The organism is Herbiconiux flava, from assembly GCF_013409865.1.
Classification (GTDB): domain Bacteria; phylum Actinomycetota; class Actinomycetes; order Actinomycetales; family Microbacteriaceae; genus Herbiconiux; species Herbiconiux flava.
Genome location: NZ_JACCBM010000001.1, coordinates 231,743 through 247,708 on the forward strand (window position 1 = coordinate 231,743; position 15,966 = coordinate 247,708).

Consider the following 15,966-nt stretch of genomic DNA (forward strand, 5'->3'; position numbering starts at 1 on the left):
GGCGGCGCTCCCACCATGAGGCTTCTCCCCACAGTGGTGATCTTCGGATGCTCGCTAGAGCAACCTCGTAATGTTAGCCGATCGACGGCGCGATCGCATCGTGCCGTCGAGCGGACGACACGCGCCGCAGAGGCGGCGGCGCGTTCTAGAGCTTGGTGACCTGGTCGAAGCTGAGCTCGACCGGGGTCTCGCGCTCGAACAGGGAGACGAGCACGGTGAGCTTGCCGCTCTCGGGCTTGATCTCGCTGATCGAACCGGGAAGACCCGCGAACGAGCCCTCCTTGATGGTGATGGTCTCGCCGACCTCGAAGTCGACCTCGGCCGGGATCGAGCGGCTGACGGCCTTGCCGCCCTTGCCGCCGGCGTTCTTCGCGGTCGGCACCTCCTTGATCTCGACGAGGCTCTTCAGCATGTTGAAGGCCTCCTCGAAGCGGAGGGGGGTCGGGTTGTGCGAGTTGCCGACGAAGCCGGTGACGCCGGGGGTGTGACGCACGACCGACCAGCTGTCCTCGTTGAGGAACATGCGCACCAGCACGTAGCCGGGGATGCGCACGCGGGTGACCAGCTTGCGCTGGCCGTTCTTGATCTCGACCACGTCCTCCATCGGGACCTCGACCTGGAAGACGAAGTCCTCCATGCCCATCGAGGTCTTGCGGCTCTCGATGTTGGACTTCACGCGCTTCTCGAAGCCGGCGTAGGAGTGGATGACGTACCACTTGCCCGGCAGCGAGCGCAGCTCGGCACGGAAGGCCTCGTAGGGGTCGTCCTCGGTCTCGTCCTCGGACGACTCCTCGTCGGTCGGGTCGGCCGAGGAAGCAGGCGCGGAAGCCACAGCGGCCAGAGCCACCTCGCCCTCCACGTCCTCGCCCTCGACGGGCTCCCCGGCGACGTCGGCCTCGGAGTCCTCCAGCACGTCGAGCACCGCGGCGGCCTCGTCGAAGGAGTCGATGTTCAGTGCGTCGTCGACCACCGCATCGGCTTCAGGGTCGGCCGGCGCGTCGATCGCCTCGAGGAGGGCATCGAGGTCGGCCGGGACTCCGGCTTCTTCGGGCTTTGAGTCTGTCACTGGTGACGGTTCCACTTCTTGTCGATGAGGCCGACGGCGACGAGCGCACAGCCGGCACGGGCATCCGGAATTCTTAGGCCGGGTCTCCGAAGACGATGATCGCCAGCCAGCCGAACAGCTGGTCGAGACCGACCACGATCGCCATCATGATGACCACGAAGATCAGCACGACGAGCGTGTAGTTCAGCAGCTCGCGCCGGGTGGGCGTGACGACCTTCTTCAGTTCGGTGAAGACCTGCTTGATGAACAGGATGATGCGGGCGAAGGGGTTGCGTCGAGCAGCCCGCTCCTTCTTGGCGTTCTCGACGACGTCCTCGGAGGGTTCGTCGATTACTTTTCGTGCCACCGTTTCACCTTTGTTTCATATCTCTTGACGAAGGCGCACCCTCGACAAGCCGGTGCAGGGCGGACAGGACTCGAACCTGCAACCTGCGGTTTTGGAGACCGCTGCTCTACCAATTGAGCCACCGCCCTAAGCGCCGAACTGCGACCGCTTCGCTACGCTGACCCCGGGGCCGCATGCGGACTCCAGGAAAAAAGGCATAGAAAAGCTTGGCAGATTTCGACTACCGACAGTAAGTGTAGGTCAGATCGAGCGGCCATGCAAAGGCGAGCAGACGGGGGCACGCGTGCACGGCAACGCATTCAGGATCGGGTTCGTGGCGACCTTGGGCGGACTGGTCGCGATCGCGCTGGGCTTCGCGTTCACGCAGCTCTCGACCGTGGTCATCTGCATCATCGGAGCGCTCTTCCTCGCGCTCGGCCTCGACCCTCTGGTGCGCTGGCTGACGCGGCGGCGCATCCCGCGCGGGTTCTCGATCCTGATCGTCTTCGCGCTGGTGATCGCCTTCGCGGCCGCGGTCTTCCTCCTGGTCATCCCCGCCGTCGTCGACCAGGTCGCCGAGCTCGTGCACAACCTCCCGGGCGCGATCGCGGCCGTGACGAAGGAGCCGTGGTTCACCCGCGTGTTCGGCGACACGTCCGGCAGCCAGCAGCTGGAGAAGGACCTCGCGAGCTTCCTCAGTGACCCGGTGAACCTCGTCTCGCTCGGCGGCGGGGTGCTGAAGGTCGGCACGGCCGTCGCGAACGGCGTCTCGGGGGGCATCCTCGTCGTCGTGCTCACCCTGTTCTTCCTCGGCTCGCTCGACGCGGTGAAGAACAGCTTCTACGTTCTCGTGCCCATGTCCAAGCGCGCGGCGGTCGTCGACATCACCGACCAGATCGTCGTGTCGATCGGCAAGTACGTCAGCGGGCAGGTGCTGCTCGCGGCGACGAACGGCGTGTTCGGCTTCATCGCGATGGTGCTGACCGGCGTACCCTACGCGGGTGCGCTCGCGGTCGTGGCCTTCCTGCTCGCGCTGATCCCGCTGGTCGGCACCGTGATCAGCGCCGTGCTCGTCACCTTCGTCGCGCTCACGGTGTCGCCGCTGACCGCCGTGATCATCGGCGTCTACTTCCTGGTCTACATGCAGGTCGAGGCCTACGTGCTGAGCCCGAGGGTGATGAACAAGGCGGTGGATGTCCCGGGCATCCTCGTGGTCATCGGCGCCCTGGTGGGGGGAACGCTGCTCGGGGTGCTCGGCGCGCTGATCGCGGTGCCGGTCGTCGCCTCCGTGCTGATCGTGGTGAAGCAGGTCATCGTGCCCCGGCAGGCGCTGAAGTGACCGACATCACCACGCCGACGCTCGTCACGAGCGCCATCGGACTGCTCACGATCACGAACCCGATCGGCAGCCTGCCCATCTTCCTGAACCTCACGAAGGACTTCGACGTCGCGCGGCAGAAGCGGCTGGGACTGCTCGTCGGCGTCGCCGTCTTCGCCGTGCTGACCGTGTCGCTCGTGGCCGGGAGCTGGGTGCTGCAGGCGTTCGGTATCGACCTCACGTCGTTCCGTATCGCGGGCAACCTGCTCGTGGCGAGCATCGGCTGGGCGATGCTGACGGCCAAGGCGAACATCGTGACGGTGACGGATGCGCAGTCCCCCGTCGTGGTGCCGCTTGCCATCCCCGTGATCGCCGGGCCGGGGGCCATCAGCCTGATCATCACGTTCCAGGAGACGTACTCGAGCCTGTTCGACTACGTCGCCGGAACGTTGATGATCTTGGCGGTGTCGATCGTGATCGCCGTCGCGCTGTTCTTCGCGCCGCAGGTGGCGCGGCTCGTGAAGCCGACCGGGATGAGCATCGTGACGCGCATCTTCGGGCTGCTGCTGCTGGCGATCGCGGTGCAGTCGATCCTCGGGGCGCTGGGGGACGCTTTCCCGGCGCTGGTGAAGTAGGTTCAGCTCGCGCCGCGCCATCGGCGTGAGGCGTGCATCCGCCCAGGGCGCGGGACGTGCATCCTGTTCTGAGGATGTGTCGGCGGATAGGCTGAACCCGTGACACGCATCTCGAACCGCATCGCATCCATCGCCGAGTCGGCGACCCTCAAGGTCGACGCCAAGGCGAAGAGCCTCCAGGCCGCGGGCCGGCCCGTCATCAGCTACGCCGCCGGCGAGCCCGACTTCCCGACCCCCGCGCACATCGTCGAGGCGGCCGAGGTGGCCGTGCGCGATCCGAAGAACCACCGCTACACCCCCGCCGCCGGTCTGCCCGAGCTGCGCGAGGCGATCGCCGCGAAGACGCTGCGCGACAGCGGCCTCGAGGTCTCGCCGTCGCAGGTCATCGTCACGAACGGCGGCAAGCAGGCCGTCTACGAGGCTTTCGCGACGCTGCTCGACCCGGGCGACGAGGTGCTCGTGCCGACCCCGTTCTGGACCACCTACCCCGAGGCCATCGCCCTCGCCGGCGGCGTGCCCGTGCAGGTCTTCGCCGGCAGCGCGCAGAACTACCTCGTCACCGTCGAGCAGCTCGAGGCCGCGCGCACCCCGCGCAGCAAGGTGCTGCTGTTCGTCTCGCCCTCGAACCCCACCGGCGCCGTCTACTCGGCCGCTCAGACGAAGGAGATCGGCGAGTGGGCCGAGGCCAACGGCCTCTGGGTGATCAGCGACGAGATCTACCAGAACCTCGTCTACGACGGCCTCACCGCCTCGTCGATCGTCAACGAGGTGCCCGCGCTCGCCGACCGCACGCTGCTGGTCAACGGCGTGGCCAAGACCTACGCCATGACCGGATGGCGGGTCGGCTGGATGGTCGGCCCCGCCGATGCCATCAAGGCCGCCGGCAACCTGCAGTCCCACCTCTCGTCGAACGTCGCGAACATCTCGCAGCGCGCCGCGATCGCGGCCCTGAACGGCCCGCAGGACGCGGTGGAGGTGATGCGCTCCACCTACGAGCGCCGCCGCCGCACGATCGTCGACGCGCTGAACGAGATCCCCGGCGTGGTCACCCCGATGCCGCAGGGAGCGTTCTACGTCTACCCCGACGTCTCGGGGCTCCTCGGCCGCGAGTGGGGCGGCGTCACGCCGACCACCTCGCTCGAGCTGGCCGACCTCATCCTCGAGCAGGTGGAGGTCGCGACCGTGCCCGGCGAGGCGTTCGGGCCGAGCGGCTTCCTGCGGCTGTCGTACGCCCTCGGCGACGAGGCGCTGGTGGAGGGCGTGACACGGCTGCAGAAGCTGTTCGGCTGATCTCCTCGTGATCGCTCCGGTGCTCTAGCCCGGCGTGGGAGGTCGGTTGTAGAGTTTCGCTCATGAAATCCCGAGCGATCCTCATCCCCGCGGTCCTCGGCGCGCTCGCACTTCTCAACGCCTTCCACGCCACCCCCGCGTCGGCGTCGCCGCTCGACCTCACGGTCGTCTCGGCGCCCCCGGCCGGCAGCGTGCTCGTCGCCGACGAGTCGCGTGCTCTGGCGGGCGGGCCGGTGGCGCTCTCCGGCACCGCGACCCATGACGCGGCCGTGACGGTCTCGACCGGCGCGCCCGCGACCGCTCTGTGCGCGACGGTCGCACTCGCCGACGGGAGCTGGTCGTGCCCCATCGTCTCGGCCCCCGACCTGGTGGGGCCCGTCGCGGTCTCGAGCGGAGGCGAGGTCGTGCTCCTCGACTTCTCGGTGCTCGGTCCGCCCACGCTCCCCACCGATCCGCCGGGCACCCTCACGTCGACGGTCACGGCCGACGATCTGACGCAGCCGGTGGCAGGCGCTGGGGCACCCGGCGCTCTCGTCACCGTCACGATCTCCGATATCGACGGGGCGGGCAGCGGATGCTCGGCCCTCGTCACCGCGGGCAGCAGCTGGTCGTGCACCGTGCCCGCACCGCCTCCAGGCGCGGGGCCGTACTCGGTGGCGGTGTCGCAGGCGTATCCGTGGGCGGCGGGGGTCGTGGTGGAGGGGGACGGGGCGGAGTACGCGTACGAGGCACCCGGGGTCGTGGGGCCGGGGACCGGCTCGGGGGACGGGTCTGGGGATGGTTCCGGGGGCGGGGGCGGTGACGGTGGCGGAGACGGGGGCGGGGGCGGTGACGGCCCACCCGGTGCCGAGAACCCATCGATCGCACCCGGGCCCGAAGTCGCCGCATCCGCCCCACCGACTGATCCCTCGGCTGTCGTGATCCCGGTAGCTGTGCCGGATGATCCCGTGCCATCCGCGTTCGGAGACGAGCGACCGCTGTTCGCCGATGGGCCGCCGCCCGTGGATCGATCGGTGCTCGATCCGTCTATCGGCCCGTCCCCACTCCCTCCAGAGTCGGCCCTCGCCCGGCCCACCACTCCGGCCGCTCCACTGTCCGCCGCTTCTGGAGACGTCCGGAACGAGGCCACCGAGGCCTCGTTCCCGGGCGCCGGGCCGGTCGGGGTACCTGTGTCGGCGTTCAGCGGGAGTCTCCGCACCGTCGGCGAGGCGCTCGCGATCGGGGTGCCGGGAGCGGTGCGGCTCGGGCTGCTCGTCGTGGGGATGCTGCTGCTCGTGATGGTGCCGGGCGGCATCCTCGAGTCCACGGTCAGCGACAACTGGACGCGCATCACGCGAGCCTGGCCCGTCACCTGGTTCTCGGCGGTCCGTGAACGGCGACTCCCGAGCCCTGCCTCGTCGTGGGTCTGGGCCGCCGCCACGATCGCGGTCGGCGCCCTGGCGTCGGTGTTCGTCGCGCCGGCCTCCTCGCCGGCGGCCTGGCCGGAGCTCGCGGCGCTGATCGTGCCGTTGGCCGTCGCGCTCGTGGTGGCGAACGCGGTGCCGCTCGGCGCGACGAGCGGGTACGCGTGGGCGCGGCTGCGTCGGCGGGCGCAGCTGCTGGTGCGGCCGTCCACGCTGCTGCTGACCGCCGCGACCGTGCTGCTGTCGAGGCTCGCGGGGCTGGAGCCGGGCTTCGTGTTCGGCGCGTCGATCGGGCTCGTGTTCGGAATCGCGCTGGAACGCGCATCCGGAGCCCGCGCCGTCGTGGTCGGCGCTCTCGCGGCCCTGCTCCTCGGCGTCGGCAGCTGGACGGCGGCGAGCGCCCTCCGCGCCTCCCCCGGCGCGGGCGCCGGCGACGCCCTGCTGCTCGACACCCTCACGGCGATCACGGTCTGCGCCCTGAGCGCCCCGGTCGTGGCGCTGCTTCCGCTCAGCTTCCTCGACGGGCAGGCCCTGTTCCGCGCCTCGCGCCCGGCGTGGGCCGCCCTCTACTCCGTGTCTCTGGCGACCTTCGGCGTGGTGCTCGTCCCGCTCGCCGACGCCTGGTCGCCCGTCGTGAGCGACCTCGCGTGGTGGCTCGCCTGCCTCGCGGCGGTCTCGGCCCTCACGGCCGCGGTCTGGCTCTACTTCCGCTACGTCCCCGACCCTCGCCGCCCCGCATCGCAGCCGACCACGACCACTGGCAGCCCGCCGCTCGACGACGTCCGCGCGCCACGCCCCGACGCACCGACGAGCCGGTAGGAGGAGGCGGGGCACCACGAAGCGAGCGCGTCGACGGGTCAGCGGAGGAGGCGGGCCACTTCGCGAGCCAGGGGTGGGCGGAGGAAGTGGTCGCTGCGGGGGACCTCGTGCAGGGTGACGTGGTGCATGGTGCCGAGCGCCTCGAGGGCCGCCGGCACGATGACCTGGTCACGGCTGCCCCAGACGATGTCGATCGGCACCGGCACCTGCGCGATGTCGGTCGTGGTGGTCTGCGACTCGATGCAGTTCTGCATGGTCTTCGAGAAGGCCTCCCACGCGCGGTCGTCGACGGCGGTGGCGACCCCGGGCATCCAGCGCGAGAGGCGGCCGGCGTTGCCCACGATCGTGAGGCGGTTGTCGCGCACGAACCGGTAGAACCAGAGGTAGCCGCCGACGCGCATCCGGTGACCGAGGGCGTCGATGTAGCGGCGGTGGCCGTAGACGGGCGGCGCGACGAGCACGAGGTGCGAGACCTCGCGGCGGTGCACCGCGGCGTAGCGGCTGCTGATCAGCGCTCCGAGGCTGTGCCCGATCAGCGTGTAGCGGCGGCGCAGGCGCAGCGAGCGGAGGGTGCGGTGCAGCGCCTCGACGTGCTCGTCGAGCGTGAACGCGCTGCCCGCCGGGGCGTGCGAGCCGCCGAAGCCGAGCACGTCGATCGCGATCACGCGATAGAGCGGCGAGAGCAGCGGCACGAGCTGGCGCCAGCTCGCCGAGGACGAGGCGATGCCGTGCAGCAGCACGACGACCGGGCCCTCTCCGACGTCGACCGCCACGTTCAGCAGCGGCACCTCGTGCGTGCGCCGCACCCGCTCGAGCATGCTCATCCCGGCTCCCCGAAGTCCATAGTCGAGAATACATCAGCACCGGGGTCGGCGGAAGAGTTCCTGAACGACGGGCGCGGGCGCTGGCGTCCGTCGCGCGCCCGCCCCACGATGGACTCATGACCTCCTCCCCCGCGGTGCGCGTCGCCGAGCTGCGCAAGAGCTACGGACACTTCACCGCCGTCGACGGCATCAGCTTCGAGATCGAGCGGGGCGAGACGTTCGCGCTGCTCGGCCCGAACGGGGCGGGCAAGAGCACGACGGTCGAGATCCTCGAGGGCTACCGGGAGCGCAGCGGCGGCGAGGTCGAGGTGCTCGGCACCGACCCGCGGCACGCGAGCCTCGAGTGGAAGGCCCGCATCGGCATCGTGCTGCAGCAGACCGGCGAGAGCGGCAACGTCACCGTGCGCGAGCAGCTGACCCACTTCGCGGCGCTCTACCCGAACCCCCGGGCGGTCGACGAGGTGCTCGCCGCGGTCGGCCTCGAGGCCAAGGCGAAGACGCGCATCAAGGCCCTCTCAGGCGGGCAGCGACGACGGGTCGACGTGGCGCTCGGGGTGATCGGGCGGCCCGAGCTGCTCTTCCTCGACGAGCCGACGACCGGGTTCGACCCCGAGGCGCGGCGGCAGTTCTGGGAGCTGATCCGCTCGCTGTCGCGCGAGGGCACGACGATCGTGCTCACCACCCACTACCTCGACGAGGCCGCGCAGCTCAGCGACCGCGCAGCGGTCATCGCGGGCGGCCGGCTGATCGACATCGGCCCCGTCGGCGAACTCGGCACAGCGGATGCGCGCGTGCCCATCGTCACCTGGCGCGACTCCGGCGGCGTGCGCCGGGAGCGCACCACCGAGCCCGGCCGCTTCGTGGCCGACCTCGTGGCGCGGGAGGGCGAGGTGGCCGAGCTCGAGGTCATCCGCCCGTCCCTCGAGGACATCTACCTCGGCCTGGTCGAGGCCGCCGAGGCCGCCACCGCTACCGCTACCGCTACGACCCCGGTCTCCATCGACACGACCGCCCCCGCCCCCGCCCCCGCCACGGCGGAGCCCACCGCCGAGAGGGCGTCCAGCTCGAAGGGAGCGCGGTCATGAACGCCGCCACCACCACCACCACCACCCGGCCGGCGCGCTTCGGGCTGGCGCGCACGCTGCGGCTCGGGGCCGCGCGGATCGGGTACGAGACGCGGGTGTACTTCCGCGCCGGGGACACGGTGTTCTTCACGTTCCTCTTCCCGGTCGTGCTGCTCGGGATCTTCTCCGTGGCGTTCCAGGGCATGGGCAACGTCGGCACGAACCCCGACGGGAGCGGCGGGATCAGCCAGGCGTCGTACTACCTGCCCGGGATGATCGCAGCGGGCATCCTGCTCAGCGGCATGCAGAACCTCGGGGTCGACATCGCCATGGAGCGAGGCGACGGCACGCTGAAGCGCCTTGCCGGGACACCCCTGCCCGTCATGTCGTACTTCATCGGAAAGATGGGACAGGTGCTGGTGACGTCGGCGGCGCAGGTGATCATCCTGATGCTGCTCGCCAAGCTCGCCTTCGGCGTCGAGCTGCCGAGCGAGCCCGAGAAGTGGCTGACGTTCCTGTGGGTCTACCTGCTCGGGATCGTCACCGCGGCCGTGCTCGGCATCGCGATCTCGCGGCTGCCGCGGAGCGGGAAGAGCGCTGCGGCGGTGATCATCCCGCCGCTGCTGATCCTGCAGTTCATCTCGGGCGTCTACCTGTCGTTCAGCCTGCTGCCCGAGTGGCTGCAGAACGTCGCGAGCGTCTTCCCGCTGAAGTGGATCGCCCAGGGGATGCGCGCGGCCCTGCTGCCGGAGTCGTTCGCCTCGGCGGAGGCGGGCGGCACCTGGGACCTCGCCGGGGTGGCGATCGTGCTCGGCATCTGGCTCGTCGTGGGGCTCGTGGTCTGCCGGCTCACCTTCCGCTGGATCCGGAAGGACAGCTGACCCGAGCTGAGCCGACCAGAGTTGGGCTGAGTTACCAGAGCTGAGACGGAGCGCGCGAGCTAGGCGTTCTCCTTGCGGAAGGTGCGCGTTCCCACCCAGAGGCCGGCCGCGAAGAGCACGAGCGTCCACAGCACGCCCCAGAACACCGTGATGGTGAAGAACTCGCCGACGAACAGCTCGCGGATCGCGTTCACGATGTACTTCGTCGGGATGAAGTCGCTGACGACCTGCAGCCACTGCGGCCCGATCGTCATCGGCAGCAGGATGCCCGACAGCAGCAGCACCGGCAGCGCGACGCTGTTGATCAGCGGCGCCATCACGTCCTCGCTCTTCGTGGTGAGCGCCAGCGCATTCGACGCGGCGGCGCACGCGGCGCCGAGCAGCACCGTGAGCAGCAGGCCGAGGAACATGCCCGGGATCGACCCCGTGAGACCGAAGAAGAAGGCCAGGCCGATCAGCACCGCCCCCTGCACCACGAGCTGCAGCACGTCGCGCAGGATGCGCCCGAGCAGCAGGGCGGTGCGGCTCGCCGGCGTCACCCGCTCGGCCTCGATCACCCCGGCCCGCCACTCGGCGATCAGGCCGAAGCCGGCGAACAGGGCGCCGAAGAGGCCGAGCTGCACGAGCAGGCCGGGCACGAACAGCGTGTAGGCGTTCTCGGTGCCGAGCTGGCCGGCGATCGGCTCGAGCAGCGGGCCGAAGAGCACCAGGTAGAGGATCGGCTGGATCAGCCCGATGATCACCCACGCGGGGTTGCGCAGCGCCAGCCGCAGCTGCCGCCGGAACACGATGAACGTCTCGCGCCAGAACATCAGAACGCCTCTCGACGGGTGAAAAGGGTGGGATGGGTGGGAAGGATGTCGGCGGGCGAGGTCAGGGCGCGCATCACGCGTCCTCCCGCAGTGAGCGGCCCGTCAGCGTGAGGAACACGTCGTCGAGGGTCGGCCGCCGCACCTCGAGCGACTCCAGGGCGATGCCCGCGGCGTCGAGCGAGCGGATTAGCCCGGCCACCTCGTGGCCGGCGCCACGCACGCGCGCGCTGACCGTGGCGCCGGAGACCGTGAGGTCGGCGTCGGCCACCCGCGAGAGCAGGGACGCCGCCTCGGCCGAACGGCCCGCGTCGGTGAGCACCAGCTCGACGAGGTCGCCCGAGACCTGCCGCTTCAGCGCGTCGGGGGTGTCGCTCGCCACGATGGTGCCGTGGTCGATCACGAGGATGCGGTCGCAGAGCGCGTCGGCCTCGTCGAGGTAGTGGGTGGTGAGGAAGATCGTGGCGCCGCGGCGGGTGCGCAGATCGCTGATGTGCGTCCAGAGGTTGGCGCGGGCCTGCGGGTCGAGGCCCGTGGTCGGCTCGTCGAGGAACACCAGCGTCGGATCGTGCACCAGCCCCATCGCGATGTCGAGACGCCGCCGCTGGCCGCCCGACATGGCCTTGGGCTCACGGGTCCACAGCCCCTCGAGGTCGAGCTGCTCGAACAGCTCCTTGCCGCGCGCGGTCGCCTGCGCCTTGCTGATGCCGTAGAGCATGCCGTGGTCGACGATCTCCTCGCCGGCCCGGGCCTCGGGAGAGGTCGAGCCGCTCTGCGAGACGTAGCCGATGCTCCGCCGCACCTTCTGCGACTCGGTCACGACGTCGTAGCCGGCGACCGTGGCCGTGCCGGCCGTGGGGGTGAGCAGCGTCGTGAGCATGCGCAGCGTCGTGGTCTTGCCGGCACCGTTCGGCCCCAGGAAGCCGACGATCTCGCCCTCGTCGACGTCGATGTCGACGCCCGCGACGGCCTTCACCTCGACCTTCTCGGCCCCTTTTCCGCGCCCCGCGAAGGTGCGCGCGAGTCCTCGCGCGTGGATCATCGGCTCTCCCTGCATCTATGTGAACGGCGTACACATTGCCCGAGTTCAGCGGCGAGCACAAGACCCACGACGGATCACCCCTCGAGCAGACGTTTCAGCGTCACGAGGTCTGCCGCGATCGCATCCGAATCGGCCGCCAGGTCGGCGTCGCTCACCCCGGGCCGGCGGAACAGCGTGAAGACGACCTCGCTCCCCCGGTCGTTCGCCAGCACCCGCAGCGGGTTGTGCACCGTCTCACCCGTCTCGGGCACGACGTCGTGGTCGAGCACCCCCGCCTCGACCGGGCCGGTGAACCGGATCTCGATGGTGCCGCCGTCGAGGTCGGCGAACCAGCGCTCCCCCTCCGACCGCAGCCCCGAGCCGAGCCCCGCCGCCCAGAGCGGCAGGTTGGCGGGATCGCCGGCGAACGCCGCCACATCGGCAGGCGAACGGTCGATCGAGACGGAGAGGTGCGTGGCAGGCCAGGTCATGCTCAGACCCTAGAGCCGACCCCCGACAACGGGAACACGAGCGAGAACGAGTGCCTCAGAACCCCACGTACACCGGCTCCGGGTGCAGCTGCACCCCGAACTCCGCGAGCACCCGCCCCTGCACGAACCGAGCCAGCTCGGCCACGTCGGATGCCCGCCCCGACGCCCCCGCCCGGTTCACGATCGCGAGCGTGTGCTTCGACGAGATCGCGGCGCTCGATCCGGGCAGCGAGAACCCGCGGCGGATGCCCGCCTGCTCGATCAGCCACGCCGCGCTGAGCTTCACGTGGTACTCCGCCGGGGCCGGACCCCGCGAGTACACGCCGGTGCCCGCGTCGGCGCCCTCCTGCGCGAGCGCAGCGGGGTCGAGCGGGATCACGAGGTCGGGCGCATCCGGCTCGACCTGCCAGCGCGGTGCCGACGACGGCAGCGCCCGCGCGGCCCGCTCGGTGACGATCGGGTTGGTGAAGAACGACCCCGCGCTGACCGAGTCGGGGTCGGCCGGGTCGAGGACCATGCCCTTCGAGGCCCGCAACCGGAGCACGGTGTCGCGCACCTGCTGCAGCGGCATCCGCTCGCCCACCGCCACCCCGAGCGCCGTCGCCAGCTGTCCGTAGGCCACGGGCGCGCTGAGCCCGTCAGCAGCACCCAGCACGAACGTCACCGACAGCACCACCCCCCGCAGCCCCCGCTTGAACACCGAGGTGCGGTACCCGAGCCCGAGCTCGGCCACGGGCATCCGCTTCACCCGCCCCGCCTCGACGTCGTAGAAGTCGAGCGACTCGATCGACGCACCGACCTCCTGGCCGTAGGCGCCGATGTTCTGGATGGGCGCCGCCCCGGTCGACCCGGGGATGCCCGAGAGCGCCTCGATGCCGCTGAATCCCTCGGCGACGGTGTGCGCGACGAGCTCGTCCCACGGATGCCCGGCCTGCACCCGCAGCCGCACCGACCCCGCAGGCGCCGGAAGCTGCACGATCCCGCGGGTGGCGACCCGCACGACCGTGCCGTCGAACCCCTCGTCCGAGACCAGGACGTTGGAGCCGCCCCCGAGCACCAGCCACTCCTCGTCGGGGTCGAGCCCCTCGGCGAGCGCCAGGAGCTCGGGCTCGGTGGTCGCGGTCTCGAGGGTCGCAGCGGGGCCGCCGAGCTGCAGGGTGGTGAAACGCGCCAGGGTCATGGCAGCGTGACGCTCACCTGCGCCTTGCCGAGCACCGTCTGCCCGTCGACCGTCACGGTCAGGTCGATGCGGGCGGTGCCGGCGTCCTCGTCGAGGGTGCCGATCTTCGCGACGACCTCGATCGTCGCGCCCGAGGCCGGGTCGACGACCACGGGGCGGGTGAACCGCACCTGGTAGGCGCCGATGCGGGCCGGGTCGCCGACCCAGTCGACGACCGGCTGCACCGCGAGGCCCATGGTGAGCATGCCGTGCGCGAGCACGCCGGGCAGCCCGACGCTCTCGGCCACGTCGTCGCGGTAGTGGATGGCGTTGAAGTCGCCCGAGGCCCCGGCGTACCGCACGAGCGACTCACGGGTGATGGGGTAGGTGGCGCGGGCGACCTCGTCGCCCTTCTCGTAGCGGTGCACGATCTCGGTGCTCATGCGTCTCCCCTCACCACGAGGGTGGAGACCGCGGTGACCACGTGCTCCCCCGCCGCATCCCGGATGCTCGTCTCGGCCACCACCATGGCGTTGCCGCCCAGGGTCTTGACGCCGGTCACCGCGAGCTGCGCGCTCAGCTCGTCGCCCGCGACGATCGGCCGCACGTAGTCGAAGCGCTGCTCGCCGTGCACCACGTGGGTGAGCTCGATGCCGGCGTCCTCCTCGGCGAGCAGCTGGGCGAGGGTCAGCTCCTGCACCACGATCGCGAAGGTGGGCGGCGCGACGACGTCGGCGTAGCCGGCGGCCTGCGCGGCCTCGACGCTGAAGTTGAGGGGGTTCGTCGAGAAGACGGCGCGGGCGAACTCGCGCACCTTCTCACGGCCCACCAGGTACGACGCGGTCGGCGGGAACGCGCGCTCGGTCAGGGCTGGGTTCACTGGCACGGGTCCAGTCTACGGGCGGGGCGGGGGCGGGCATCCGGATGCTCGGGCCAGGCGCCGGACGGGCGGCCCCCGTCGCTCCGAGCCCAGGCCGGGCCGCGCGACCTGCTGGCCGGGCCACGTCGCCCGCTCCGCTAGGGTCGGGGTGTGCGACTCGGAGTGCTGGATGTGGGATCGAACACCGTCCACCTGATCGTCGTGGACGCGCATCCTGGTGCCCGCCCCGTGCCGCAGGCCTCGCACAAGTCGGTGCTGCGCCTCATGCGCTACCTCGAGCCCGACGGGGCGATCAGCGCCGAGGGTGTCGAGGCGATCGTCGCCGCCATCGCCTCGGCCATGGAGGTCGCCCGCCGCGAGGGCATCGAGGAGCTGCTGCCGATGGCCACGTCGGCCCTTCGCGAGGCGCGGAACGGCGAGGAGGTGCTGGCGCGCATCGAGGCCTCGACCGGGGTCGCGCTGCGCGTGCTGAGCGGGGAGGACGAGGGGCGGCTGACGTTCCTCGCGATCCGGCGCTGGTACGGCTGGTCCTCGGGCAACATCCTGCTCTTCGACATCGGCGGCGGCTCGCTCGAGATCGCGGCCGGCAGCGACGAGTACCCCGAGGTCGCGGTGTCGCTGCCGCTCGGGGCCGGGCGCACGACCGTGCAGTTCTTCCCGAGCGACCCGCCGACGCCTTCTCAGATGCTCGAGCTGCGGGCGCACTCGCGTCAGGTCATGCGAGCGGATGCGCTGCCGCTCTTCGCCGACCAGCCCGCCTACGACCACGTCGTCGGCTCGTCGAAGACGATCCGCTCGCTCGCGCGCCTCGCGGGTTCGAGCAGGCCGGGTGCGACGGGTGACATCGTCACCCTGCGGCGCTCGGAGCTGAAGGACTGGATCCCGCGCCTCGGCCAGCTGCCCGCGGAGGCCCGGCAGGCGCTGCCCGGGATCACGCCCGACCGCACCTTCCAGATCGTGGCGGGGGCCATCGTGCTGCACTCGGTGATGAAGCTCTACGACGTCGAGGAGCTCGAGGTCTCGCCCTGGGCGCTCCGCGAGGGCATCCTCCTGCGCTACCTCGACGGCCTGGGCTGACCTCCACGATCGAGTTGGCCCGTCCCGTTCTTCCCGGGCCGTCTTGGAACGGGAAGGGCCAAGTCGATCGAGGGGGCCGAGGTCAGCGGGCGACCGCCCAGAGGGCGACCGCGCTGGCCGCCGCGACGTTGAGCGAGTCGATGCCGTGCAGCATCGGGATGCGCACCACCGTGTCCGCCGCCGCGATCGCCTCGGGCGTCAGCCCGGCGCCCTCCGCGCCGAGCACCAGCGCGACGCGATCCGGCACCGCACGCTCGAAGTCGCGGAGGCTCACCGCGTCGGGCGTCAGCGCGAGCGCCGCGACGTGGAACCCGAGCTCGTGCAGCTGCGGCGCGAGCACGTCCCACTCGCCCGCGCGCGTCCACGGCACCTGCAGCACCGTGCCCATGCTGACGCGGATCGCGCGCCGGTAGAACGGGTCCGAGCAGCGGGGCGACACCAGCACCGCATCGGCCCCGATCGCCCCCGCCGAGCGGAAGATCGCGCCCACGTTCGTCGGGTCGACGACGTTCTCGATCACGACGACGCGGCGCGCATCCGCCAGCAGGGTCGCCGGTTCGGGCAGCGCCGGCCGCGCCATCGAGGCGACCAGGCCGCGGTGCAGCAGGTAGCCCGTGAGCTCGGCGAGCAGCTCGCCGGGGCCGACGAAGACGGGGGTGTCCGGATGCCCGGCGGCGCCCAGCGCGGCGACCGCCTCGTCGGCGCCGGTGCCGAGCGCGAGCACCGAGCGCGGCACGTGCCCGGCGGCGAGCGCCCGCTCGAGCACCAGCAGCGACTCGGCGAGGTACAGGCCGTGCTCGCGACCGCGCTCGTCGCGGCGGGAGTTCTTCAGGGCGACGTCGGTGGCGTGGGCGTAGTCGGCCAGGCGGGGGTCGGCCAGGTCGGCTATGGGGACGACGGGCAT

The 15,966-nt window shown here is 71.1% G+C and carries 17 protein-coding genes and 1 tRNA gene; 7 read left to right on the forward strand and 11 right to left on the reverse strand.

The features are described 5' to 3' along the window. Positions 1-145: 145 nt before the first annotated feature. The 3 genes from nusG to BJ984_RS01130 form a co-directional block, all read right to left on the reverse strand. A complete protein-coding gene (gene nusG / locus BJ984_RS01120; protein ID WP_420841068.1) occupies positions 146-1,066 on the reverse strand; it encodes a transcription termination/antitermination protein NusG in 921 nt (306 codons plus the stop codon). 73 nt (positions 1,067-1,139) lie between these two features. Beyond that, entirely contained in the window at positions 1,140-1,412 is a 273-nt protein-coding gene (secE, locus tag BJ984_RS18470) for a preprotein translocase subunit SecE (protein ID WP_173182583.1), read from the reverse strand. A gap of 55 nt (positions 1,413-1,467) precedes the next feature. Next, positions 1,468-1,540: transfer RNA gene (locus BJ984_RS01130), tRNA-Trp, on the reverse strand. Between the two features lie 185 nt (positions 1,541-1,725). On the opposite strand from BJ984_RS01130, the gene BJ984_RS01135 reads away from it, so the two are divergent. The 4 genes from BJ984_RS01135 (at position 1,726) to BJ984_RS01150 (ending at position 6,856) form a co-directional block, all read left to right on the forward strand. After that, positions 1,726-2,730, forward strand: coding sequence for an AI-2E family transporter (locus BJ984_RS01135; RefSeq protein WP_179546458.1), 1,005 nt, complete (start codon positions 1,726-1,728; stop codon positions 2,728-2,730). Further along, positions 2,727-3,344, forward strand: coding sequence for a MarC family protein (locus BJ984_RS01140; protein ID WP_179546459.1), 618 nt, complete (start codon positions 2,727-2,729; stop codon positions 3,342-3,344). Before BJ984_RS01135 ends, BJ984_RS01140 begins: the two co-directional genes overlap by 4 nt. Before the next feature lie 99 nt (positions 3,345-3,443). Further along, on the forward strand, positions 3,444-4,634 hold the full coding sequence (locus tag BJ984_RS01145; RefSeq protein ID WP_179546460.1) for a pyridoxal phosphate-dependent aminotransferase: 1,191 nt from the start codon (positions 3,444-3,446) through the stop codon (positions 4,632-4,634). Between the two features lie 62 nt (positions 4,635-4,696). Then, positions 4,697-6,856 carry a hypothetical protein gene (locus BJ984_RS01150; RefSeq protein ID WP_179546461.1) on the forward strand — a complete coding sequence of 720 codons (2,160 nt, stop codon included), beginning with the start codon at positions 4,697-4,699 and terminating at the stop codon, positions 6,854-6,856. A 38-nt stretch (positions 6,857-6,894) separates the two neighbouring features. Here BJ984_RS01150 and BJ984_RS01155 read toward each other — a convergent pair whose 3' ends face one another. Further along, complete coding sequence (locus tag BJ984_RS01155; protein WP_179546462.1) at positions 6,895-7,680, reverse strand: alpha/beta fold hydrolase; 786 nt, start codon at positions 7,678-7,680, stop codon at positions 6,895-6,897. Positions 7,681-7,796: 116 nt separating this feature from the next. Between BJ984_RS01155 and BJ984_RS01160 the strand changes: the two genes are divergently transcribed. Then, entirely contained in the window at positions 7,797-8,765 is a 969-nt protein-coding gene (locus tag BJ984_RS01160) for an ABC transporter ATP-binding protein (protein WP_179546463.1), read from the forward strand. After that, entirely contained in the window at positions 8,762-9,625 is an 864-nt protein-coding gene (locus BJ984_RS01165; RefSeq protein WP_179546464.1) for an ABC transporter permease, read from the forward strand. The genes BJ984_RS01160 and BJ984_RS01165 overlap by 4 nt, the downstream gene beginning before the upstream one ends. A 59-nt stretch (positions 9,626-9,684) precedes the next feature. On the opposite strand, the gene BJ984_RS01170 is transcribed toward BJ984_RS01165, so the two are convergent. The 6 genes from BJ984_RS01170 to BJ984_RS01195 form a co-directional block, all read right to left on the reverse strand. Continuing rightward, positions 9,685-10,437 carry an ABC transporter permease gene (locus tag BJ984_RS01170; protein ID WP_218869948.1) on the reverse strand — a complete coding sequence of 251 codons (753 nt, stop codon included), beginning with the start codon at positions 10,435-10,437 and terminating at the stop codon, positions 9,685-9,687. 73 nt (positions 10,438-10,510) lie between these two features. Next, a complete protein-coding gene (locus tag BJ984_RS01175) occupies positions 10,511-11,476 on the reverse strand; it encodes an ATP-binding cassette domain-containing protein (RefSeq protein WP_179546465.1) in 966 nt (321 codons plus the stop codon). Between the two features lie 74 nt (positions 11,477-11,550). Next, positions 11,551-11,946, reverse strand: coding sequence for an SRPBCC family protein (locus BJ984_RS01180; protein WP_179546466.1), 396 nt, complete (start codon positions 11,944-11,946; stop codon positions 11,551-11,553). 55 nt (positions 11,947-12,001) lie between these two features. After that, the gene (locus BJ984_RS01185) at positions 12,002-13,126 is read right to left on the reverse strand and encodes a UDP-N-acetylmuramate dehydrogenase (protein ID WP_179546467.1); all 1,125 of its coding nucleotides are present in this window, start codon (positions 13,124-13,126) and stop codon (positions 12,002-12,004) included. Then, complete coding sequence (locus BJ984_RS01190; protein ID WP_179546468.1) at positions 13,123-13,548, reverse strand: MaoC family dehydratase; 426 nt, start codon at positions 13,546-13,548, stop codon at positions 13,123-13,125. The genes BJ984_RS01185 and BJ984_RS01190 overlap by 4 nt, the downstream gene beginning before the upstream one ends. Then, positions 13,545-13,991, reverse strand: coding sequence for an FAS1-like dehydratase domain-containing protein (locus tag BJ984_RS01195; protein WP_179546469.1), 447 nt, complete (start codon positions 13,989-13,991; stop codon positions 13,545-13,547). Before BJ984_RS01195 ends, BJ984_RS01190 begins: the two co-directional genes overlap by 4 nt. Before the next feature lie 144 nt (positions 13,992-14,135). Between BJ984_RS01195 and BJ984_RS01200 the strand changes: the two genes are divergently transcribed. Further along, positions 14,136-15,062 carry a Ppx/GppA phosphatase family protein gene (locus tag BJ984_RS01200; RefSeq protein WP_179546470.1) on the forward strand — a complete coding sequence of 309 codons (927 nt, stop codon included), beginning with the start codon at positions 14,136-14,138 and terminating at the stop codon, positions 15,060-15,062. An 82-nt stretch (positions 15,063-15,144) separates the two neighbouring features. Here the strand turns inward: BJ984_RS01200 and BJ984_RS01205 are convergent, their stop codons facing one another. After that, positions 15,145-15,966 (reverse strand): TrmH family RNA methyltransferase, encoded by an 822-nt coding sequence (locus BJ984_RS01205; RefSeq protein WP_179546471.1) that lies wholly within the window; start codon positions 15,964-15,966, stop codon positions 15,145-15,147.